Consider the following 22,970-nt stretch of genomic DNA (forward strand, 5'->3'; position numbering starts at 1 on the left):
AATTATGTAATTTTGCCTGAAAGGCAGCACATACAGAATGGAGGACAACATGAAGTTTATTAACGAATTACATGAAGGAGAAACAATAAGGGGGATATACCTGTGCAGAGGAAAACGTTCTGCCGAGACGAGGAACGGTAAGGCTTACGACAATCTTTTGCTTCAGGATAAGACAGGAACACTTGACGGAAAAGTATGGGACCCAAATTCACAGGGGATCGCCGATTATGATGAGAAGGACTTTATCGAAGTATTCGGTGAAGTGATCAGCTACAACAACAACCTGCAGCTGAACGTAAAACAAATCAGAAAAGCAGGCGAAGGCGAGTACGACCCGGCCGACTACATGCCCACATCAGAAAAAAGCGTGGAGGGAATGTACAGCGAACTTCTGTCCTATATACGCCAGATATCCAATGACTACCTCCGTCAGGCTGTAGAATACTACTATGTCGACGATGCAGAATTCATCAAAGCCTTCAAAGGCCATTCCGCAGCCAAAACAGTGCACCACGGATTTGCAGGCGGATTGCTCGAGCATACACTCAGTGTTGTAAAGCTGTGTGAATACTTTGCAGGAACGTACACAATCTTAAACAAAGACCTGCTGATCGCATCCGCAATCTGCCACGACATAGGCAAAACAAAAGAACTTTCCGCATTTCCGGATAACGACTATACCGATGACGGACAACTGCTGGGCCACATCATCATAGGCATAGAAATGGTAAGCGAAGCAATCCGCGCCATTCCCGGCTTCCCTGAAAAACTGGCAAGCGAACTAAAACACTGTATCATTGCCCATCACGGAGAACTCGAATACGGCTCACCAAAAAAACCAGCACTGGCAGAAGCAATGGCACTCAACCTGGCCGATAACGCAGACGCAAAAATGCAGACATTAACAGAAATATTCAAAGACAAAACAGGGACAGAATGGCTGGGGTATAACAGACTATTCGAATCAAACCTGAGGAAAACATCAATCTAACCTTAATTGGGGACGTAATCTTTTTAAAGAATACTACGTCCCCAATTAAGGTTAGTGGTGTACCAAAACGTGCAAAAGGGGTATATTTATGCAAAAGAATGATATTGTTACAGTGACAATTGATGATATTGGAGTGAGTGGGGAAGGTATAGGCAAGGTGAATGGCTATACCTTATTTATTAAGGATGCGGTGATTGGTGATGTGGTTGAAGCGAAGGTGATGAAGGCTAAGAAGAGTTATGGGTATGCAAGATTAATGAATATTATTACGCCCTCACCTGACCGTGTAAAGGCGAAGTGCCAATTTGCCCGGAAATGTGGGGGATGTCAGGTTCAGGAAATGTCTTATGAGAAGCAGCTAGAGTTTAAAAACAGGAAGATTGAAGGCAATCTGGAACGTATCGGGGGATTTTCTACAGAGCTTCTGGAGGAAGTGATGGAGCCGATTATTGGGATGGATGAGCCTTTTTATTATAGGAATAAAGCGCAGTTTCCGTTTGGAACAGATAAAGAGGGGAATCCGGTTACTGGTTTTTATGCCGGGAGGACGCATGATATTATAGCAAATACGGAATGTGCCTTAGGGGTTCCTGTGAATCGGGAGATTCTTGAGATCATTCTGGCTTTTATGAAGGAGTACCGGATTTCGTCTTATGATGAGAAAAGTGGGAAAGGGATTATGCGTCATGCATTGATTCGTTTTGGATTTACGACGAAAGAAGTTATGGTCTGTCTTGTGATTAATGCGAAGAAGCTTCCTCACGGTGAGGAATTGATAGAGGAATTGGTAAAGATTGATGGTATGACAAGTATCAGCATTAGTTCTAATATGAAGAATACAAATGTCATCATGGGGGATGGCTATGAGGTCCTGTGGGGACAGGGATATATTACGGATTATATCGGCAATATAAAGTATCAGATCTCTCCGCTGTCATTCTATCAGGTGAATCCGGCACAGACGGAAAAGCTTTATGGACTTGCCTTGGAATATGCAGGACTTAAGGGGCATGAAACGGTCTGGGACTTATATTGCGGAATAGGCACTATTTCACTGTTTCTGGCTCAGAGGGCAAAACGGGTTTATGGTGTGGAGATTGTACCGCAGGCGATTGATGATGCAAGAAATAATGCACGGATCAATGGGATAGAGAACGCAGAATTTTATGTGGGTAAGGCAGAAGATGTGCTGCCAGAGTATTATAACAGATATGGACAGGAACATCCGGGTGAGAAAGCCTGTGCGGATGTGATTGTAGTAGATCCACCGAGGAAAGGGTGCGAGGAGTCACTGCTGAAGACAATGGTGGAGATGGGACCGGAAAAGATTGTTTATGTGAGCTGTGATTCGGCTACGCTGGCAAGAGATTTGAAATATCTCTGCGCGGCTGGGTATGAGCTGAAGAAGGTTCGAGGAGTAGATCAGTTTCCGATGAGCGTGCATACAGAGAGTGTATGTTTGCTTTCCAAACTTCACAGTGATAAACATATCGAGGTGGTTTTGAATATGGATGAGCTTGATTTGACTGCTGCGGAGAGCAAAGCTATGAATTGAGGAGGAAATAAGACATGTTAGCAGATGAGATTAAGGCAGGAGAATCGACCAATATTGAGTTTAAGGTTGTGGTTCCTAAGAAAAGCGAAAAGTATATAAAGAGTGTTATTGCATTTGCTAATACAGCTGGTGGCAAGATTATTATTGGTGTAGATGATGAAACACATGAGATAGTAGGTGTTGATAAAGATGAAATTTTTAAGATTATGGACAGTATAACAATTACTATTTCTGATACGTGCTATCCCCAGATATTCCCCAATATTGGAGTAGATTACTATTGACGGAAAGTGTGTTATTGTTATTGAAATATACCCGGGAGCGAGCAGACTATATTATATCAAATCGCTTGGAAAAGAATCAGGTACTTATATCAGGGTATCTGGAACATCCAGACCGGCTGATGAAGCGATTTTAAAAGACTTAGAGTTGCAGGGAACGAATCAATCTTTTGATGAGATGATTTGCGTGGAGCAAAAATATGATGCACTCCTGGCAGTAGGGCTATGTGCTGCCATTAAGAGTTATATGGTAGAGACCGCTAAAACGAAAAATGAAAAAGAAAAAGTAAAAGATGTAACAGTACAGAATTTGATTAATTGGGGTATTGTAAAAAATATGGACGGAATACTGGTTCCAACAAATGCCTTTGTTTTATTGACAAATAACACATTTCCATTTGCAAAAATTCAATGTGCATTATTTAAGGGTACTGAAAGAGTTGTATTTATTGACAAAAGAGACTTTAAAGGTCCGCTTTATGAGCAGATTGAAGAAGCCTATGGATTTGTCTTGAAGCATATCAATTTGGGGGCAGAGATAAATGGTCTTGTAAGAACGGACGCATATGAATTGCCAACAGAAGCAATTAGAGAGGCAATTGTAAATGCCGTGACACACAGAAATTTTTTGGACAGATCTTGTGTACAAGTGGCAGTATACGATGATAGAGTCGAGATTACTTCTCCGGGAATGTTGTATGGAGGTCTGACGATAGAGCAGATTAAGGGGTGGTTCAAAGATTCGCAACAGATGTATTGCGGAAGTGTTTAGCAGGATGAAGATTATCGAAAGCTGGGGAACTGGCATTAAAAGAATGTTTAGTTCCTGCAAAGAATATGGCATTAGAGAACCAGAATTACTGGAGATTGGAGACAGTTTTAGGGTGAATTTATATAGACCGTCTTATAATGATGTTCACCAAAGTTCACCAAAAAGTTCACCAAAAAGTTCACTAAAAGATGTGAACCAAACACAGCAGAAAATTATAGAAATGATTTTATTAAATCCGAAAATGACACAGACGGCAATGGCAGAAGAATTAGGCATTACATCAAGAGCTGTCAAAAAGAGTATTAAAGAGTTAAATGAGAAGGGAATGTTGAAACGAGTCGGCTCGGCCAGAAGTGGTTATTGGGAAGTAAAAGATAATTAGAAAGATTTGAAAAGAAGCAAAGAGTATAAGCACTGTTATAGCAAGAAAGAATCGCATTTAAGATTACATTGATGATTTTACTGAGATTAGGAAAATCGCGGAAACAAGGTGATATACAGATGATTAAGAAACCGATAGGCAGGTATTATTATGAGAAACTATGATTTTCATCAAGTGTTTGAAACAAAAGAATTTGAAAAATTTGCCTGCGCCATGCTCAGTGTGAGGGAGGGTGTTACATTTAAGCGCTTTGGTGAGGGCAGAGACGGTGGGACAGATGGACTGTACTGTGATGATGGAGGGACTATCATTTTACAGGCAAAGCGTCTGGGTGCTACAGGGAAACGCTTGATAAGTCAGCTGAGGCCAGAGGTGGAGAAAGCGAAACATCTGAAACCGGAACGATATATTTTAGTGCTTTCCGGTAACGTGGGACCGGAGATAGAGAAACAGATTTTGGAGATGTTTGACGGATGTATAAGAGACATTCAGGATATTGTTACAGGAGATGATTTAAATGGATATCTTGAGAGACCGGAATACCATTCGATGGAGCTGGCTTTTCAAAAATTGTGGATATCCAGCTCGGTGGTTCTGGATGAGCTGTTAAAAAAGAATGTAAACCACGGAAACTACCAACGAATGAAAAGGTATACGGAGCGAATCCGACAGGCATCGAAACTATTTGTGGAGACCGCTTGTTTTCGGACAGCGGTAGATATACTTTCGAAACGGAGGAAAATAATTCTATCAGGGGAGCCAGGCGTGGGAAAGACAATACATGCATATTGTCTGGCTAAGTATTTCATGACGTGGCAGGAATACGAGCAGATTTGGGTGGTGGATTCCATTCAGTCCATTTATGATTTGATGGAGGATGATAAGAAGCAGATTTTTATTGTAGATGATTTTTGGGGAAAGACACAGTTCTCGGAAGCAAGAGTCGGAATGAATCCGGAGAAAAAATTAAGTGAACTTTTCGAGGACGTAGAATGGCAAAAAAATCTGATGGTCATTATTACCACGAGAGAATTTGTGCTACAACAGGGTCTTCGCGTGTTTTCAGAGGTTAGCGAACTTTGTGACGGGGAAAAACTGATAGTAGACATGAAAAAGTATACTGCGGAGCAGAAAGTCCGGATTCTATTTAAACATTTATACGCATCGGAGTTGGAACATCCCTATGTAGAAAGAATTTACAGGAAGTGTGACAGCTTTATTGAGTATTCACACTATACCCCTAGGGCGGTGGAATATTATTTAGAACATGTGCCGTCACAGGAAAAAACACCTGAGGAATATGGCGAGGGTTTAATCAAGTATATGGAAAAACCAAATGACTTTTGGGAAAAAATTCTACACAATTTAACATCGGGAGCAAGGTTGCTTTGTATGATTCTTTTCTTGTCGGAGGAAGAGATGCTTGTAAAAGAACTAAAACAGAGCTTTTTATCCTGCGTGAGATATGATAAAAGGTATGAGTTGGAACCGGAGCGGTTTGATGCTTTACTGAAAGAGACGGAGGGGATGTTTACAAGGGTAAGCTACGATGAGGAAGTAGGGTATGTGATTGATTTTATCAACCATTCTCTGCGCGATTTTTTTCATGAATATCTGCAAGAACAGATTGGGGTGTATGAGGAAACACTTTGCAGGGGTTTACTATTTTATAATCAACTGTATGTGATGATAGAAGGTGGACTGCCCTTGTCAGGAGCGTGCCGTAATAATGCGCTGAGGCGGCTTTGCGAGGAAATGGATGAATTGAAATACACCTATATATATAATGGTGATATAGATTATGGTGAATATACAGTGAATGCTCCGCCAAATGCGTATCAGCTTCATAAGGTATGGCAATTGATGCTGCTTTATAGGAAAAGCCGGGAGGAGACTATAGGGAATTTCTTGGAACGTTATGTAGCCCACATCTGTAATCTGCTTGAACAGGGGGTGAGACCTTACGAATACCATGAGATGGTGAACTTGCCGGAACTTCTAGTTAGTATTGCACGGGCGGGGATTATGGTTTCGGTGGAATCGGTGATTGAGGGATACTATCCGCGGATCCGGTGGGTACAGGAATATTTTTATATGGACATGGCTTTCTTGAAAGGGTTTAAAAAGGAGTATGAACCGTTTCGGAAAAAACATTGGAAAGAGATGCAAAAGAGGATTCAAGGTCTTGTACTTGAAGACGTGGAATACCTTATGGACGGGGATGACTGTGAATTGGATTTTTATTTGGAGCTTTTGCCGGAGATATTTCAGTATTTTGGCGTGAAATACACCGAGCGTTTTGCTGAAAAGGTATGGACAGCTGCAGATCGAACATATCAAGTGAAGGAGAAACAAACGCCCGTAGAGGATGCATGGTATGCCAATTCGCTTAGTAAGTATACTGTCGAGGAAGAGCAGTATGAGATGGTAGTTGAGGAAGCGGGCGGCTGGCTGTTAGGGATACCAAATTATCTGTCAGAGGAGGAACTGTACAGAGAATTGACGGGGTGGGTATTCTCTGGGGATGAAAAGAAATGTACGAATTGCATGACAGAGGGGCATTTTCTGTTGCGCGAGAATTTTTGCATAGAGGATATGGAATGCTTGGCGGAATATCTTTTGGCGGTTGAAGCGTTACCAACTTCAATAGAGGAGTTTTACGAAGCGTTCTGCAAATACATAGAGGAAAAATCCAGTTTGCCGGATATTCGAGGTGAGATTGTGAGACTGGCGCTTGGGATGTATGAGCATGGACTGGATACATTGTCCGCTAACGGAAGCGCAATCCGAGATATTATGCCGAATGAAAAATATCGGGATAAGCTCTTAGAAGAACTGGAATACATCCATATTCTGCGGAAACAAGGAAAATGGATTTCATTTCTAAACGATAATATGTTTGGTTATTATTTGGCTCTTGGAATATTGAAAAAGGATGAGAGAAAGCGAAAATTGTTTTATAAAGAGAGATTACTTAATCTGCTCTATGAGACGCGAATGGTTGCGGATATTTTAATTCCGATTTTGAAAAATGCAGATGAAGCATGTTGCAAAAAATATTTTATAAAACCTTATATGGAAGAATTTTTACAAAAGGTTGGAAATGGAACAGATAAATATATAGTGGAACAGGTCATAAGTCTTATAGATATGACGGTGGATATAGAAGAGGGGGAGCCAGTCGGAGCTTCCTATACTTCAGTGCCGGCGTTAGAAATTTTGGAGACGTATTCAGGAGAACTTGTATATAGGGTGAATGATATATTGGAAAGGCTGGCGGTGAAACTGTCTGAGAAAATATACCAGTTTTGTCCGGATAAAAAAGGGAGGTATAAAGTGCCGCTGAGTGCGGCATGTACGCAGAAGTACTGGTATCAGGTTTTATGTGAATCGGGAAGTCAGAAAAATATATTAGAACTTGTAGAGTATATCAGAACAGAAAATAAATGATGTATGATTACTGGTGGTAGAAGCAGGGCAACAAAAAAGCCTGTGGTGGACTATGAATTAACCAGATATGCGTGTTATCTGGTGGTTCAAAATGACGATTCGAGGAAGGCGGTCATTGCGCTGGGTCAAACCTACTTTGCTATCCAGACATATCGTCAGGAGGTTGCAGACCATTTCAATAAATTGAGCGAAGATAATCGAAGACTTGTTGTACGAGGCGATATTAAACAGTGGAATCAGATGCTTGCTGAAACACACATAAAGCGGGCGTTATTACGAATGAAAAATTTGCCATTTTTCAAAATGCAGGATATATGGGGAGTACAGAATTGATTGCAAATCTGTTTCGTATTTCACAGACGGAAGAAAAATTGAGAAAAGATGGAGTAGACGATGCGAAAACTGCTACTTTGGTGCATTATTCCGTAGGACATGAGGTGCGAGTTGCCATTGAGAAAATTGGAGGGGCAATGCCTGAGGACTTACCGATTCCTGAAAAGAGTATTCAGCAGATTGAAAAAGAGCAGATGGTACGATTAAAGAGAAAAGCAAAAAATGGGACATTAATGTTAGATGAATAGTAGCGAGTACATCAAGCGCATTTAGAGATGCTACAACAAATGCTGGCGCGAGTTTGGACAATACTTCACATGTTGAATGTGTGGTTTTGTTAGAACGGAAAATGTAGTAAATGTTAAAGAGGAAGAGGTTATCTTGGCGATAGTGTAGAAGTTTGGAGAGATCACATACATGTGAGTAAGAAAAGTACCCTTGCTACTGTGAAAAGGAGGGAAGACTTTTCTGACTAATAGAAAGAGACTGAAAAGATTGGAAAAATAGGGATGGATTTAATTGCTTAGGGCGTTGGAGGGATCTCATATGAAATAAACTTTCATTGGGAGTGGTAAACTTATGAAAAAGACAACGATTATGACAGAAGGTACGATTTGGAAGAAAATGCTGTTTTTTGCAATTCCGCTTATTATGGGGAATTTGTTCCAGCAATTATATAATACGGTGGATTCTATTATTGTGGGAAATTATGTTGGGAGCAAGGCACTGGCTGCAGTCGGGGCAAGCGGTGCCGTTGTGAATCTGCTGGTTGGCTTCTTTGTCGGTGCATCGGCAGGGGGAGGGATTATAATATCCCAGTTTTTTGGCGCACAGGACAAGGAGGGGCTGCATAAGGCTGTACATACCACTGTTGCGATTTCAATTGTGGCAGGAATTGTTTTGACTACGGCAGGTATTCTACTGGCGCCTGTTATTCTGCGGGCGATGGGAACACCGGCGGAACTGTTTCAGGATGCAGTGGTATACCTTCAGATTTTTTTCGCAGGGATTGTGTTTTCTGCTATTTATAATATGGCGGCTGGGATCCTAAATGCTGTTGGTAATTCGAAACGTTCCCTTATCTATTTAATTATAGCGGCCATAGCTAATATATTTCTTGATCTGTTATTTGTCGTTGTGTTAAAGATGGGGATTGCAGGGGCCGCATTTGCTACAGTTATCAGCATGTTTATCTCCAGCGTGCTTATCTTTTTATTTCTGACAAGGACGGACGAGATATATCACGTAAGAATACGGGATATACGTTTTTACGATAAGCTGCTGGGACGGATTATCCGGGTTGGGTTTCCGACAGGTATACAGAATATCGTGATTTCTGTGGCACATGTGTTCGTACAGTCCGCGGTGAATAGTTTTGGTTCTGTGGTAATGGCAGGCTATGCGGCATATCTGAGGATAGATGGCTTTAACCTGCTTCCGGTAATGAGTATAGCAATGGCGGCATCCACCTTTACCGGGCAGAATATCGGGGCGGGGAAACTGGAACGTGTGAAGAAGGGGATGTTCACGTCAGCGGCGATGGGAATCGTCTATGCTGTAGCCAGCGGTATACTCCTTATGCTTTTTGCACCGCAGGTCATCGGAGTGTTTACCAGTGACAGGGAAGTGGTGGAATGCGGGATTTATCTTATGCGGTTCTTCTGCCCGTTTTACTGGGGAATTGCAATTCTTCATATCCTCGCAGGTACTATGAGGGGAGCCGGAAAGACGAAGGAGGCGATGTTCATCTTCCTGATTTCTCTCTGCTTGTTCCGTATCATATGGATAGGAGTGGCAATGGCGGTAAAGCATAGTGTGGATTTGCTGATGATGGTCTATCCGACCTCGTGGTTTTTGGGGGCAGCTCTGAGCATTCTTTATATCTGGAAAGGAAACTGGAATAGCCCTGTGAGCGGGGGAACTTAACCGGAGGTGATTTAGTGATTATTAGTGCAAGCAGAAGAACCGATATACCATCTTATTTTTCTGAGTGGATGTTTCACAGATTAAAAGAAAAATATGTGTTGGTGAGAAATCCGATGAATATGCACCAAGTCAGCAAAATAGATTTATCACCTGATGTTTTGGATGCGATTGTTTTTTGGACGAAGAACCCAATACCTATGCTGAAACGCTTGAATGAGTTGTCAGATTATACTTATTATTTTCAGGTTACGTTAAGTGCATATGGGCCGGATGTTGAGCCTGATTTACCGTCAAAAAATAAAATGCTTATACCGGCTTTTCAAAAACTTTCGAAAGAAATAGGAAAAGAGAAAGTTATTTGGAGATATGATCCTATCTTTTTTAGCGGGCAGTATACAATGGATTACCACTGCAAATATTTCAGGGTGTTAGCATCGAAGCTCGGAGAATATACAGAGAAATGTACGGTCAGTTTTTTGGATGTATACAGAAATACGGAACGGAATCTGAGTCCGCTCGGTATTATGAAAGATACTTATGAAATGCAAATGGAATTACTGGAACAATTTGTAAATATTGCGAAAGAGTATGGTTTCTATATAGATGCTTGTGCTGAAAAAAATGATTATAAAACGATAGGCATTAGACATGCGAAATGTATTGACCAGGAAAGAATTGAAAGAATAGGTGGTTTTCGATTAAACGTTGGTAAGGATACGAATCAAAGGGCTGAATGTGGATGTGTTTCAAGCATTGATATAGGAGCATATAATACGTGTAAAAATGGATGCCTATATTGTTATGCAAATCACAGTGGAAAAATGGTTTCTAAAAACTTTCAGATGCATAACCCAAAATCACCGTTGTTGTTCGGAGAAATAAACGAATCGGATATAATAAAAGAAAGAAATGTAAAGTCTTTGAAAGATGGACAGATGATATTGTTTGAAAGGGGATATAATGGAATTTACGACTCATGACCTGACTGAGGCCAAACGACAGATCGATTCAACGCTGCACAAGTTAAGGGAAACGATAAAAACTTTGGAATTAAAGGAAGATATGAATAGATACAAATCTCAGATTACATTGGCGAAGCGGAGAGTGGATGCCTTTGAAATAGCAAACTGTCTGATAGAAGCTGAAATAAACAAACGGCAATAACAGATTGAGCACGGAAGACAATAGTAAATTTTAGATTTTTTTAGTCCTTTTATCGACAAAAAATATATCAAACTGTATGAGATGATAAAGGATATCCAAGGAGTGCTAGATAGAAAGTTTATAATAGAAAATGAAGATATTGTTTGAGCTTTTGACATATATTTATGTCAATGCATCTAATATGTTAAATGTGTCACTGTTTGGTAAAATAGTAGAATATTAATAATAAAAGTCTGAGAGTTGGAACTAATTTTATGTCAGTTCCGGCTCTCGGACTTTGAGTTTATGAGAATTTTGGAACTAGTTAAATGTTAAGAATAGTATAAACGTCAAATTTCTCTCAGCAAAGACTATACTATGCCACGTATTTCATCCAAAGATTCAATATGGTTATCTTTTAGATATTTTTCCATTCCTGCAATGATGTCCAGTGAGATATCCGGTTTCATAAAAGTTCCGGTTCCAATCTGTACCACCTGGGCACCTGCCATGATGAATTCAATGGCGTCCTGCCATGACGTAATCCCGCCAAGTCCCATAACAGGTATTTTGACAGCCTTACATACCTGATGTACCATACGCAGCGCGATTGGCTTAATTGCCGGGCCTGAAAGTCCGGCATACCCATTGTTAAATACCGGTGCCTTTTTCTTTATGTCTATTGCCATAGCAAGGAAGGTATTGGTAAGGGAGACGCCGTCTGCGCCTTCTTCTTCGCACATTCTGGCGAGTGAGACAATATCCTCTGCATTTGGTGAAAGCTTAACTACTAGTTTATGTCTGCAGATTTTGCGGACCTCCCGCACCAGTTCGCGTGCGGCTTCTGTTTTTACACCGAAATTCATTCCGCCTTCTTTTACATTAGGGCAGGAGATATTCAGTTCTAAAAGATCCAGATGCACATCATTTAACCGCTCCACTCCGCGGTAATAATCTTCTTTTGAATGTCCGCCAAGATTCACGATATTTACAACATTTTTTTCGTTAATCCAGTCCAGATCTTTTTCGATAAAGGATTCGATTCCCGGATTTTCGAGCCCTACACTGTTCATAATACCGCTTGGGGTCTCCCAGATACGTATTCCGTCATTTCCGCCGTGGGGATGGATCATCATCCCTTTTGAGGAAAGTCCGCCTAACTTTTCAATATCAAAGCATTCTGCCAGTTCTCTTCCAAAACCGCACGTTCCGGATGCCAGAACTACCGGGTTTTTAAATGCAGCTCCGGCAAACTCTGTTTTTAATCTGCTCATTTATGCAAACACCTCACTTCCCAGAAATACCGGCCCATCTTTACACGCCGTCTTATTTCCGCTTTTCGTCTTACACGTGCATACTTTACACATTCCCATGCCGCATGCCATACGGTTTTCCATAGATACATACAGTGGCGCCTTTGCATTCAGTTTCATACATTTCTCATATAATACCCTCATCATGATTTCGGGGCCGCAGGCCAGTATGACGTCATAATCCAGAGGATTAATGGAGTCGGTGATGAAACCTCCGATGTCGATCGTGACATTATCCGCTGTGCTTCTATATTCTTTTTCCAGAACCGCCTGCCCGCTGAATCCAAGGTAAAGGTCAATCTGGTCACACATTCCGCTTTCCTTGTATTTCTTTGCCGTATAGTAAAATGGTGCGATGCCTACTCCGCCGCCGACCATGGCAACTCTCCCCTTAATATCCGCCGGAAATCCATTTCCATATGGTCCCTGCAGAATCAATTCCTCACCCGGCAGCAAATTGCTTATAATTTCAGTGCCTTTTCCAACTGTCTTGTAGAGAAAAGATACTTTTTCACCGTCTGCGTCAAATACACTGATTGGCCTTGATAACACCGGATATTCATTCCATCCTCTAAGAAGATAAAACTGTCCGGCTTTTACTTCATTTTTCTCTTCAGCTTCAATCAGATAAAAATCATCTGACAGCCTTACATTCGTTAATATTTTTCCCATGGCCTCCTGTTTCAGCAGCTAAGATCATGTCCTTTCAAGACTCTTAGCTGCAAATGCCTCCCTTCTATATATAATACTTCTTGCTACTATTTATCTTCATATACAATTCTGCCGGCGCAGATTGTATATTTGACCTTGCCATATAGCTCCTCCCCTATAAACGGAGAATTGCAGGATTTAGAATGGAATTTTTCTACCTTCCATTTTTCGAATTCATCAAATATAACAATATCGGCAGGCGCACCTTTCGCGATATATCCTACATCCAGCCCATACAGCCTTGCCGGGTTCAGCGTCATTTTTTTCAGCATGTATTCCATTGTAAGGATTCCTGTCCGAACCAGATTCGTAATGCCTAAGGCAAGCGATGTCTCTAAGCCAATCAGGCCGCTCGGTGCCTGAGTAACCGGTTTTACCTTTTCCTCTGTAGAATGGGGGGCATGGTCAGTTGCAATAATCTGAATCGTGCCGTCTTTCAGCCCTTCTAAGATTCCATATCTGTCCTCCTGTGTTCGCAATGGAGGATTGACCTTGGCCAGTGTCTTTTTTTCAAGTGCCGTTTCCTCAGTCAGGGAAAAATGCTGAGGTGTTGCTTCCGCCCAGACGTCCGCACCTAATTTTTGTGCAAGCCTGATATACTCCACAGAAATTCGTGAACTTACATGCTGAATATTGACTCTCGCCCCTGTCTCGAGTGCCAGAAGGCAGTCCCTTGCTACCATGAGCTGTTCAGACAATGCCATTGCACCACCTATTCCAAGTTCATCTGAAACGGTTCCCTTATTGATTCCCGCCTGAATCACATAATCAGGATCTTCTTCATGGAGGCTGACAGGCATTCCTGCATCTCTTGCCTTTGCCATAGCTTCATACATGAGCTTACTGTCTTTAATGGGAATTCCATCATCACTTAAGCCTGCAGCCCCGGCTTCTTTTAATTCCCGAAAGTCTGTCAGCTCCTGTCCCTGCATTCCTTTTGTCACAGCTGCGACAGACATGACGTGGATACCGGTCTGCCTCCCTTTTTCAAGAACATACTCAAGAGTCTCTTTATTGTCGACTGTTGGTTTTGTATTTGCCATGCATACTACGGTCGTAAATCCTCCTGCTGCAGCTGCCAAAGCGCCGCTTTCAATATCCTCTTTATATGTCAGACCGGGATCGCGGAAATGGACGTGGATATCAATCAGTCCCGGTGCAACGATTTTTCCTTCTGCTTCTATAACATGTTCATATTCATTGCTTCTTTTATATTTTCCTAACCCGACAATCTTTCCTTCATCAATCAGAATATCGATGGTTTCATCCATTCCGCTTTTGGGGTCGATGACCCTGCCGTTTTTGATTAAAATCACTGGTTTTCCCTCCTGATATGTTCATAAATTACTCTTGCCCCATTGCAGATATCATCTATCGTGGCAAACTCCATTTTATTATGGCTGATGCCTTTATCACATGGAATAAAAATCATAGCAGTATCACAAATTGCAGCAAATGACATTGCATCATGTCCTGCCCCGCTTACCATGATGCGGTTAGATATATTTAATTCCCTTGCGGCCTTTTCCAGCTTCATCTCCAGATCCTTAGTCATTTCTATCGGAGGAATACTGCTTAATTTTTCCTCAATCAGCTGTATCTCTCTTTTTTCACAGATATTTCTCGCAGTGTCTAACACGCCGCTTTCAATCCGCCCAAGACTCGCCGTATCAATTCCCCTGATATCAATGCCAAGCTGTACTGATCCCGGAATTACATTCATTGCGTTTGGCTTATTATAAAGGACGCCTACTGTTGCCACTGATTGATACATCGACTCTCTCTGGCCTATGCGTTCTATTTCCAATATCACTTCTGATGCCGCACATAACGCATCTTTTCTCATCATCATTGGAGTGGCTCCGGAATGCTCCGCCATTCCATGAAAATACAGATTATAGCGGACAGGTCCTGCAATCGTACTCACAATTCCTATCTTTGTATGGCATTCTTCCAGTACCTTTCCCTGTTCAATATGCAGTTCCAGATACTGCCGCACCCCCTCTATCTTCTTAGGGCGGATATTCAGTCCTCTTTCCTCAAAAATCTCACCTAAAAGCTGGCCGTCTTTTGACATTAAGCCCTCAATATCCTGTTTGTACACTTCTTTTGTAATAAGCCCGCTTCCGATCGTACAGCAGCCAAAATTACTGGACTCTTCACACCGGAAAGCCCCGACCCTGACCGGAACCTGAAGATTGTCTTCTTTTGCCCATCTTAGAACCATCATACCGGCAATCACACCTGCCACGCCGTCATATCTGCCGCCTTCCACTACAGAATCCAGATGAGAGCCAATCAGGTAATAATTATCATCCATACTGTTGCAGACATAAGTATTCCCGGCCTCATCCGCAATATCGGTATATCCCATCTCCCTGCCGCTTTTAATAAATTCCTCATGCATCATGTCTTCCACAGGCGAATACCCTAATCTCGTGACACCGCCATCTGTAGTTGAGCCTATACTGTAAAAACGTCTGAAAAGTTCCTCACAATACTGCAAATCCTTACGGCTATGTACCATATCATTTTCCTCCTGTTGCTCATATTCTCCAATTAAAAAACTGTTTTATGTCCGGTTTGCCATCTCCGGCTCCAGAGAACCGCAGTTACCAAATACATTCTTTAGTATGAGAACAGTATATCCTTCCAAAGCATCCAATGATATGTTCCCAAACGCAAAAAAAAGTCCCTGTTTTTGTTCATTTAGACAATGGAGTTTAGCCGGCAGAAAAGCCTGTCGACAGGAAAAACTGGAAAACCGGCCCCATGCGTAGGTTCTCCCAGCATGGGGCCGGCTTCCCGGTTTTTTTGTCCATGTCTGGCGACAAGACAAAAGTTTGTCAATGAAACGCCTGATTTACTGCGGCCGGATAAATTTCCCGATTTTTTTATCCTCTGACATTACTCCATCTTTCACCAATACATTTCCTCTGACGATGGTACACACAGGAACTGCGCCCACCTTAAACCCGTCATAAGCAGTCACTTTGCTCACGCTATGTAAATCATCAGCATGTATAGTTTTTTCCTGATTAAAATCCATAATTGTAATATCTGCATCAGTCCCGATTTCCAGAGAACCCTTTTGTGGATATAAACCATATTGTTTTGCCGGATTTTCAGAAAGGATGACTGCTAGTTCCTGTTTGCTTATCTTTCCATTGTTTACTTCATTTGCGATTAGCGGAACCATAGTCTCCACTGCACACATGCCTGCCGGGATGTCGAAGATAGAACCTTGTTTATCCTCTTTTCTGTGTGGTGCGTGATCGGAACATACAAAGGATAATGTTCCGTCTTTTAAACCTGTCCACATCGCATCCTGATCTGCTTGATACCTTACCGGAGGATAGCCTTTCATCATCTTTCCTACTCTGTCAAAATCTCCATTTGTCAGTGTCAGATAATGCGGGCAGCTTTCACCCGTCACATGATACCCTTTCGCTTTTGCTTCCCGAATTAGTTCAACTCCTTCTTTTGAGCTTACATGCAGAATGTGGAGATGTGCATTTGTCGCTCTGGAAAAAGAAATAGCTGTCTTTATTGTTGTTTCTTCTGTAACAGACGGTCTTGTTGCCAGAAGGGCCTCGTATTCGTTTTTATAATCAGCTGGATTTACCTGTTCTGTAAAGCTTTTAATCATGCTTGCATTTTCTGCATGTATTGCAATTAATTTTCCTGTTTCCTGTACCTTCTGGAAAATTTCGTAGATTTCACCGTCGCCGAATGGGGGGATGATACCATCTCCCATGCTGCTCGGGGAATAAACGAGAGAATAGTCGCTCTTGCTGATAGAATACCCCCAGAAAAACTTAAAGCCGACCACACCCTCTTTTGCAAGCTCTTCCAGCTTATCATTATTTTCCTTTCCTACGCACAGTCCCCACATCCCAAAATCTATGCAGGCTTTCGACTCCAGATTTTCTTTCTGCCGTTCGAAACTTTCCTTGTCAACTACCGCAGGAACTGCATTTGGCATCTCAAGGATTGTCGTAATCCCTCCATATGCCGCTGACATTGTCGAATGGAAAAAGTCTTCCTTCTGTGTCTGTCCTCCATCTCTGGAATGTACATGTGTGTCTATAAAGCCGGAATATACATATTTTCCTTCCGCATCTACGACTTCTTTCGCCTCTGATTCCACATCCGGCATGGTGATTGCGGCAATCTTGCCATTTAAAACACAGATGTTTCCCTTTGTTATTTCTTTTCCGGTTACTATGCTTCCATTTTTGACCAGTAAATCGTAAATCATAGCGCTCCTCCTGCCTGTTTGTTGAAAAGGTCACTTTTGTCTGAATATGATAAGTATATCTTTTCGAAGCGCTCAATGATATGTTCATTAATTCAAAAATAAGCCCGTCTTTTTGTTTATTTGAACAAAGATATGGCAAACTTCTGCACATGGCGGTGCCTTATCTGCCGCATAACTTTTTCTCAAGAATCATAAAGTATAGTTTAAAATTATCTCCCTGACATTTTACATCAAGTCCGGTAAGTTCCTTGATTTTATTCAAGCGGTATTTAATTGTATTTTTGTGTGTATACATCCGGCTTGCGGTCTCATCCATATTTCCATTGCATTCAAAATAAATAATCAAAGTATCGACCAGTTCCTGGTTTTTCAATTTCCCAAGGATGCTTGAAAACAGGCTGTCTGATTTATTCTGTAGTATTTCACGCAGGCTGCTGTACAATTCAAGATCGCGGAATTCGTAAATTTTCTTTTTTCCATCCATTATCCGTCCCAGTTCAATTGCCTGAATGGATTCTTCATAAGAGTGCCGGATTCCTGATGCCTTTGTCTTTATTGTTCCAATCCCTGCCTTCCAGTCGTTCGGCATAGAAAGGCTGTCCAGCATCACGCGCATTTCCGTAATCACAAATGGAAGATATTGTTCCAGAACACTTTTGTCTTTACTATACAGCAGCATCAACATCCCGTTTTCTAGTTTGGAATTTCCACAAAAAATTTGATCTGACAGGCTCTCTGTAAAATTGGAGAGCCTGTCTATGGCGAATTTTATCATACGTGATGTATTCCCACCCTGACCTTCTTCCATATCAGCATCCAGCACCATTGCCTGAAAATAATCATTTTCGATATCCACTTTCAATAGTCTGCCTTCTTCCTTAAGCATACTTTCATTGACAAATGGCTGAAAAATGATATCCGATATGTACTTTCCAAGCATTTCTCTTCTGTTACTTTCTGTCATGATGACATTCATGGCATCCATAATAATGTCAATATAAGTCATCTCATATGGAATGTGCAGCAGCGGGAAATGATTTTCATTTGCAATCGCAATCATTTTATCTGCAATGCGGTGTGCATATTTTCCTGTCTTGATCGCCAGACATGCACTCCGTGTATCGATCAGGTCATATAGAAGCTGACATTGCTTTTCCTCATCGTCTCCAATGGAATAGAGACTGGTTATCAGAAAATCATCCCCTCTCAGCCACTGGATTACGTCAGGTACTTCCATTACGGTTACGGTACCTACATTGACATCCAGACATTCTGTATCCGTAATAAGCTTCAGGTTTTTTAGTGACCGGAACCGCAGTAAATCTCTCAGTTTTGCCATTTCTATCCGCCCCTGTTTTTAATCTAATATATCTTTCAGCTGCTTCAGACCACTGATTCTGTAAGTGCTCTTTTCTCCCGATTCCTGTTCCTTTATATCTCCGCGTATAAACCAGCAGGTATCAATTCCATACTGCAGTCCACCCTGAATATCAGAACTATAGGAGTCCCCGACGATCAGTGCCCGGCTTTTATCAAACCCCGGAATATGATTTTCTACATAGGAGAAAAATTCTTTGGAAGGCTTCTGTGCCCCGACCTCTTCGGAAACAAATACTTGTTCAAAATACTTATCCAGGCCGGAAGCTTTCAGGCGTTTTCTTTGTGTCTGTGCTACTCCGTTGCTAATGATGAACAGCCGGTATTTGGATTTCAGCCACTGGCAGATTTCCTCTGCATCCTCGATCATCTGTGCACCCTCATTCAGATAGGAGCGGTACTTACTTTCCCATTCTTTCCCATTGACTTCAATACCGAATTCTTTCATCGTTTTGGAAAACCTTGTATTGAGGACTTCCGGTTTTTCAATAATCCCCTGCTCATATTCTTTCCAGAGCCGGTCATTGATCTGTTTGTATACAGGAAGATAGTCCTCAGCGTTTTTGTAGCCGTAGTCTTTCAGTACATTAATAAAAGACTCTCTTTCATTCGCCTGAAAGTCCAACAACGTATCATCAATATCAAGAAGAATATATTCATAATGATTTGTTGCTTTGATTTTATCAATTTTTTTATTGGTATCCAGAACTTTTTTGGCAATTACCAGCAGATGCAGTTTGAAACTATCCTCAGTATCATGCACGTCAAGCCCTGTAGACTTCTTTACGTTTGCGAGATACTCCCGTACTAAATCCGGCGGGATATTCATGACCCGTGCCGTTGTATCAATATCCTCTTTACATTTATAATATTTGGCAAGAACTCTGATCTCGATATCTGAGAGCTGTTCAAACACAATATCTGTTATTTGTTTACCATAATTTGTGACCATAGCATTAATAGAACTATATATTTCCATTCCCATATAATCCAGAATGCATCGTTCTTTTTTGAATATTTCCCCAGCCTTTACTGCCTTTATGGCATAGGAGTAAGTACGTGTGATTCCTTCAATTCCTTTTTCCGGAAGTCCAAAACCTACGCGGACTTTTTTCTTCTGATCCATTGAATCCAAAAGATTTACCGCTTCTTTTTTGAAATCGGGAAGTATCTTCATAATATCATCTTTGTCGTTTCCGATCAGGAATGTTGCAACACCATTGTCAACATAAAAAAATTGGTTCTGTTTAATTTGTTTGTTGATAGATGGGAGATTCTGCATCTCTGCCAAATGTTCCTTCAATTGTTCTTTCTCATCAAAAGTCCCCTGCTCTGCTGACGGATAGAGAAATACTACCCCCAGAAAAACATCCTGATTCACGTCAAATCCTAGCTTTTCCCCTAATTGTGCCACCAATTTTTTGTCCTCATAAAAGTAGTTCACTACATCGTTGAAATAAGTCGAAAACCCGATTGATTCCATGTTGCTGTACATCCCATTACCTCCTTATTGACTGACTATTGCTTTTAATATTTATAATTTTCCTTCTTTTCCGAAGGAGAAAGGATTATATTACATCATTTAACTTTCCTTGTCAATAACATTTTGTACTTTTCATATATTTCTATATTTGTTACGAAAAACTGATTTTGCATTTATTAACATTTTATAAATTCTTTGTTAAAAAAGACAAAATATTCCGTTTATTTTTGTCCATTTAACGATTGTAAGTGTGGATTCTACAAAGTAATATATAACCATAAAGCAACGGCATACACAATGGTGTGCAGAAAGGTCACACATGTATTGCCGTTTCTTCCGTTTTTGCAGAAACGTAACAATAATAGCTCGTAACAAACAAAGTAAAAAAGGAGGATTTTAATCTGTATGAAAAACCAAAAATCAAAACCATCTCTGGCGGTAAAGATGGGAATCGCTCTTGCTCTTGGAATCATAGCCGGTTTTCTCTTTATGTTTCTTCGGGAATCACTGAACAGTTCGGGAAATGGAGACATCTGGAACACGATAAACAACATATTGTTTCAGGATATTACTGCTGAGGGGGCGACCAGTGCTATCGGTCTGTTCTACATTATAGGACAGATGTTTATCCGTGCCCTGCAGCTAGTTATCATTCCTATGGTCTTTACATCAATTGCTCTTGCAATTGGCACAATTTCAGATACAAAAACATTGGGGCGTATATCCTTTAAAACAATCTCATGGTTCCTTTTATGTTACCTTTTTGCGTTACTCCTTGCCGGTATCGTAGGGCTGTCATTGTTTAACGCCGGATTTTTTAATGTCTCCGATCTTTCAGGGTTAGAAGCCTCCAGTGGTACGACTGGATCAAATCCTTTGCTTGTGGTCCTGAATATGGTGCCTTCTAATGTTGCCACTGCTTTCAGCAATAATACCGCAGTACTTGCCATCGTATTTCTTGCAGTTTCATTAGGGCTTGCAATGAACGTTCTTGGGGAGGAAAAAACGGCTACATTAAAGAACTTCTTAAAAGAGTTAAACGATGTGATCGTAGTATTCCTTAACTTTGTTGTTACAAAGTTTGGACCGCTTGCTATCTTCGTATTGCTTTCAAGGACATTTGCAACATATGGCATTGATTACTTAAAGCCGGCCCTCGTTTATGCTGTTACGACTATTATTCTGCTGCTTTTGTTCCTGACCGTGGGATATAGTCTGATTATATGGATTGGTACGAAATTAAATCCGATTATGTTCCTGAAAAAAATTGCCAAGGTAATTGTATTCGCGTTTTCAACTTCTTCCAGTGCTGCTGCACTGCCGCTGAATCTTGAAACTACAACGAACGAACTTGGTGTGGATACAAAGATTGCCTCCTTTGTACTTCCGCTTGGTATGACAGTTAATATGAATGGAAATGCCATCATGCAGGTAATTGCTACATTGTTTATTGCAGGCTGCGCCGGATATGATGTAACACCTTTATCGCTTCTGGTGATTTCACTTTTGTCACTAGTTGCTTCTGTTGGTACTCCTGCAGCCCCGGGTGCCGGTGCTGTCATTCTCTTCACCATTCTGTCTGGTGTTGGCTTTACAAATGACGGGGCACTGCTGGCATACGGCCTTATTCTGGCAATCAACAGGCCGATTGAAATGTTGATGACGACTCTGAATGTAGTGGGTGACTCCTGTACGAGTGTATATGTAGCTAAGTCAGAAGGGCTTTTGAATAAGGATGTCTATAACAGCAAGGTAAAATAGAAGTATATGGTTACCTCATTCCCATTATATTGCAGAAATCTTCTGGAAGATATCCCGGCAATAGTGTATAATAAAACAAATGCAATTTTTGTGCCGCAGAGATTATCAGAAGAATATTACAGAAAGAATGAGGTAACGCATATGATTTGTAAGAACTGCAACCAGACTATTGACGACAATGCAAGGTTCTGCCCGAACTGTGGGGCAGCCCAGACAGCCGTTCCGCCGAATACGGAAAGCAGGGAGTCTGATTCACAGACGGCCGCAGCAGGCTCGGGGCAGCCATCCGGGCAGCAGTCCAATGCGGCAGACCAGGGGCCGTCTTATTATTACGAGCAGCAGGGAGCCTATCAGGGCCAGAGCCAGTATCAGGACCCGAACCAGTACCAGAATCAATATCAGGACCCGAACCAGTACCAGAATCAATATCAGGACCCGAACCAATACCAGAATCAATATCAGAACCAGTATCAGGAACCATATCCGCAGGATATGATTAATACGACACCATACTTAGTGTTTGCCATTCTCACAACGATCTGCTGTTGTATACCGCTGGGAATCCCGGCCATCGTATTTGCAAGCAAGATCAATACGGCGCAGATGTCAGGCAGGATGGATGAGGCCAGAGACTGTGCGAAGAAGGCAAAGATTTTCTCCATCATTGCGGCGGTAGTCGGCGTAGTGGGCGGTATTATCTATTTTCTGCTTGTGGCAATAGGAAGTTCTTCTTACTATTATTATTAAACTTTTGAATGTGGTAAAAGGATCGGAAGTGATGGAAACTGAGACAGTACATAAAAAAATACAGGACATTAAGGGCAGCAATACTATTTAGTATTGCCGTCCTGTTTTTACTGGGGGCGTCATACCTGTACAGCCACAATCCGGAAAAGGTACCGTTCATCCCATGTGTGTTTTATTCGATTACAGGGCTGTACTGTCCGGGCTGCGGTGCAGGGCGTGCAAGCTATGCCCTTTTACACGGGGAATTCTATCAGGCGTTCCGTTATAATCCGCTTATGATTTTTGTGATGCTGTTTCTAGCGGCATATTTCATTGCGAGGAGCCTGGACTGGATGATTACAGGGGGAAACCATATAGACAGACATATATCGGATAAGTATCTGTGCTGGCTTCTTGTCGTGATCCTGCTGTACGGAGTCCTGCGGAATATACCCTGTTTCCCGTTTGAATTATTAGCGCCCACACGGATATAAAGGAACCAGAG

General features: G+C 41.5%; 20 protein-coding genes and 1 pseudogene. 14 read left to right on the forward strand and 7 right to left on the reverse strand.

Features of this window, described 5'->3' with window-relative positions:
• The first annotated feature begins 49 nt into the window (after positions 1 to 49).
• The 11 genes and pseudogenes from DWX43_RS08310 (at position 50) to DWX43_RS08345 (ending at position 10,854) form a co-directional block, all read left to right on the forward strand.
• The gene (locus DWX43_RS08310; protein WP_109729916.1) at positions 50 to 991 is read left to right on the forward strand and encodes an HD domain-containing protein; all 942 of its coding nucleotides are present in this window, start codon (positions 50 to 52) and stop codon (positions 989 to 991) included.
• Between the two features lie 88 nt (positions 992 to 1,079).
• Positions 1,080 to 2,546 carry a 23S rRNA (uracil(1939)-C(5))-methyltransferase RlmD gene (gene rlmD, locus DWX43_RS08315; RefSeq protein ID WP_118619980.1) on the forward strand — a complete coding sequence of 489 codons (1,467 nt, stop codon included), beginning with the start codon at positions 1,080 to 1,082 and terminating at the stop codon, positions 2,544 to 2,546.
• Between the two features lie 14 nt (positions 2,547 to 2,560).
• Complete coding sequence (locus DWX43_RS27310; RefSeq protein WP_243099274.1) at positions 2,561 to 2,830, forward strand: RNA-binding domain-containing protein; 270 nt, start codon at positions 2,561 to 2,563, stop codon at positions 2,828 to 2,830.
• A 688-nt stretch (positions 2,831 to 3,518) separates the two neighbouring features.
• Positions 3,519 to 3,660 (forward strand): annotated as a pseudogene (locus tag DWX43_RS27605) (ATP-binding protein); the annotation flags it as partial.
• 180 nt (positions 3,661 to 3,840) lie between these two features.
• The gene (locus tag DWX43_RS27610) at positions 3,841 to 3,981 is read left to right on the forward strand and encodes an HTH domain-containing protein (protein ID WP_243099280.1); all 141 of its coding nucleotides are present in this window, start codon (positions 3,841 to 3,843) and stop codon (positions 3,979 to 3,981) included.
• A gap of 150 nt (positions 3,982 to 4,131) precedes the next feature.
• Positions 4,132 to 7,431, forward strand: a complete 3,300-nt coding sequence (locus tag DWX43_RS08325) for an AAA family ATPase (protein ID WP_118619981.1) — start codon at positions 4,132 to 4,134, stop codon at positions 7,429 to 7,431.
• A gap of 3 nt (positions 7,432 to 7,434) precedes the next feature.
• Positions 7,435 to 7,764 (forward strand): hypothetical protein, encoded by a 330-nt coding sequence (locus DWX43_RS27325; protein WP_243099275.1) that lies wholly within the window; start codon positions 7,435 to 7,437, stop codon positions 7,762 to 7,764.
• A complete protein-coding gene (locus DWX43_RS27330; RefSeq protein ID WP_243099276.1) occupies positions 7,761 to 8,012 on the forward strand; it encodes a DNA-damage-inducible protein D in 252 nt (83 codons plus the stop codon). Before DWX43_RS27325 ends, DWX43_RS27330 begins: the two co-directional genes overlap by 4 nt.
• Before the next feature lie 331 nt (positions 8,013 to 8,343).
• Positions 8,344 to 9,690, forward strand: a complete 1,347-nt coding sequence (locus tag DWX43_RS08335; RefSeq protein ID WP_118619982.1) for an MATE family efflux transporter — start codon at positions 8,344 to 8,346, stop codon at positions 9,688 to 9,690.
• A 14-nt stretch (positions 9,691 to 9,704) separates the two neighbouring features.
• Positions 9,705 to 10,670 carry a DUF1848 domain-containing protein gene (locus DWX43_RS08340; protein ID WP_118619983.1) on the forward strand — a complete coding sequence of 322 codons (966 nt, stop codon included), beginning with the start codon at positions 9,705 to 9,707 and terminating at the stop codon, positions 10,668 to 10,670.
• Positions 10,651 to 10,854: a hypothetical protein gene (locus DWX43_RS08345; protein WP_118619984.1), complete on the forward strand. Its 204-nt coding sequence runs from the start codon at positions 10,651 to 10,653 to the stop codon at positions 10,852 to 10,854. Before DWX43_RS08340 ends, DWX43_RS08345 begins: the two co-directional genes overlap by 20 nt.
• 350 nt (positions 10,855 to 11,204) lie before the next feature.
• Here DWX43_RS08345 and DWX43_RS08350 read toward each other — a convergent pair whose 3' ends face one another.
• The 7 genes from DWX43_RS08350 to DWX43_RS08380 form a co-directional block, all read right to left on the reverse strand.
• Positions 11,205 to 12,107 (reverse strand): dihydroorotate dehydrogenase, encoded by a 903-nt coding sequence (locus DWX43_RS08350; RefSeq protein WP_118619985.1) that lies wholly within the window; start codon positions 12,105 to 12,107, stop codon positions 11,205 to 11,207.
• A complete protein-coding gene (locus DWX43_RS08355) occupies positions 12,108 to 12,818 on the reverse strand; it encodes a dihydroorotate dehydrogenase electron transfer subunit (RefSeq protein ID WP_118619986.1) in 711 nt (236 codons plus the stop codon).
• A gap of 86 nt (positions 12,819 to 12,904) precedes the next feature.
• Positions 12,905 to 14,173: a dihydroorotase gene (locus tag DWX43_RS08360; protein ID WP_118619987.1), complete on the reverse strand. Its 1,269-nt coding sequence runs from the start codon at positions 14,171 to 14,173 to the stop codon at positions 12,905 to 12,907.
• On the reverse strand, positions 14,170 to 15,384 hold the full coding sequence (locus DWX43_RS08365; RefSeq protein WP_118619988.1) for a M20 family metallo-hydrolase: 1,215 nt from the start codon (positions 15,382 to 15,384) through the stop codon (positions 14,170 to 14,172). Before DWX43_RS08365 ends, DWX43_RS08360 begins: the two co-directional genes overlap by 4 nt.
• 336 nt (positions 15,385 to 15,720) lie before the next feature.
• Entirely contained in the window at positions 15,721 to 17,118 is a 1,398-nt protein-coding gene (locus DWX43_RS08370; protein WP_118619989.1) for an amidohydrolase family protein, read from the reverse strand.
• 160 nt (positions 17,119 to 17,278) lie between these two features.
• Positions 17,279 to 18,457, reverse strand: coding sequence for a PucR family transcriptional regulator (locus DWX43_RS08375; RefSeq protein WP_118619990.1), 1,179 nt, complete (start codon positions 18,455 to 18,457; stop codon positions 17,279 to 17,281).
• An 18-nt stretch (positions 18,458 to 18,475) separates the two neighbouring features.
• Positions 18,476 to 19,990, reverse strand: coding sequence for a YjjG family noncanonical pyrimidine nucleotidase (locus DWX43_RS08380; protein ID WP_118619991.1), 1,515 nt, complete (start codon positions 19,988 to 19,990; stop codon positions 18,476 to 18,478).
• Positions 19,991 to 20,383: 393 nt separating this feature from the next.
• On the opposite strand from DWX43_RS08380, the gene DWX43_RS08385 reads away from it, so the two are divergent.
• The 3 genes from DWX43_RS08385 (at position 20,384) to DWX43_RS08395 (ending at position 22,959) form a co-directional block, all read left to right on the forward strand.
• Entirely contained in the window at positions 20,384 to 21,739 is a 1,356-nt protein-coding gene (locus DWX43_RS08385; protein WP_109729933.1) for a dicarboxylate/amino acid:cation symporter, read from the forward strand.
• A gap of 141 nt (positions 21,740 to 21,880) precedes the next feature.
• Positions 21,881 to 22,486: a CD225/dispanin family protein gene (locus DWX43_RS08390; protein ID WP_243099277.1), complete on the forward strand. Its 606-nt coding sequence runs from the start codon at positions 21,881 to 21,883 to the stop codon at positions 22,484 to 22,486.
• 167 nt (positions 22,487 to 22,653) lie between these two features.
• A complete protein-coding gene (locus tag DWX43_RS08395; RefSeq protein ID WP_242995947.1) occupies positions 22,654 to 22,959 on the forward strand; it encodes a DUF2752 domain-containing protein in 306 nt (101 codons plus the stop codon).
• Positions 22,960 to 22,970 lie beyond the last annotated feature (11 nt).

It is taken from the genome of Clostridium sp. AF19-22AC, assembly GCF_003479085.1.
In the GTDB taxonomy this organism is placed as follows: domain Bacteria; phylum Bacillota; class Clostridia; order Lachnospirales; family Lachnospiraceae; genus Faecalicatena_A; species Faecalicatena_A orotica.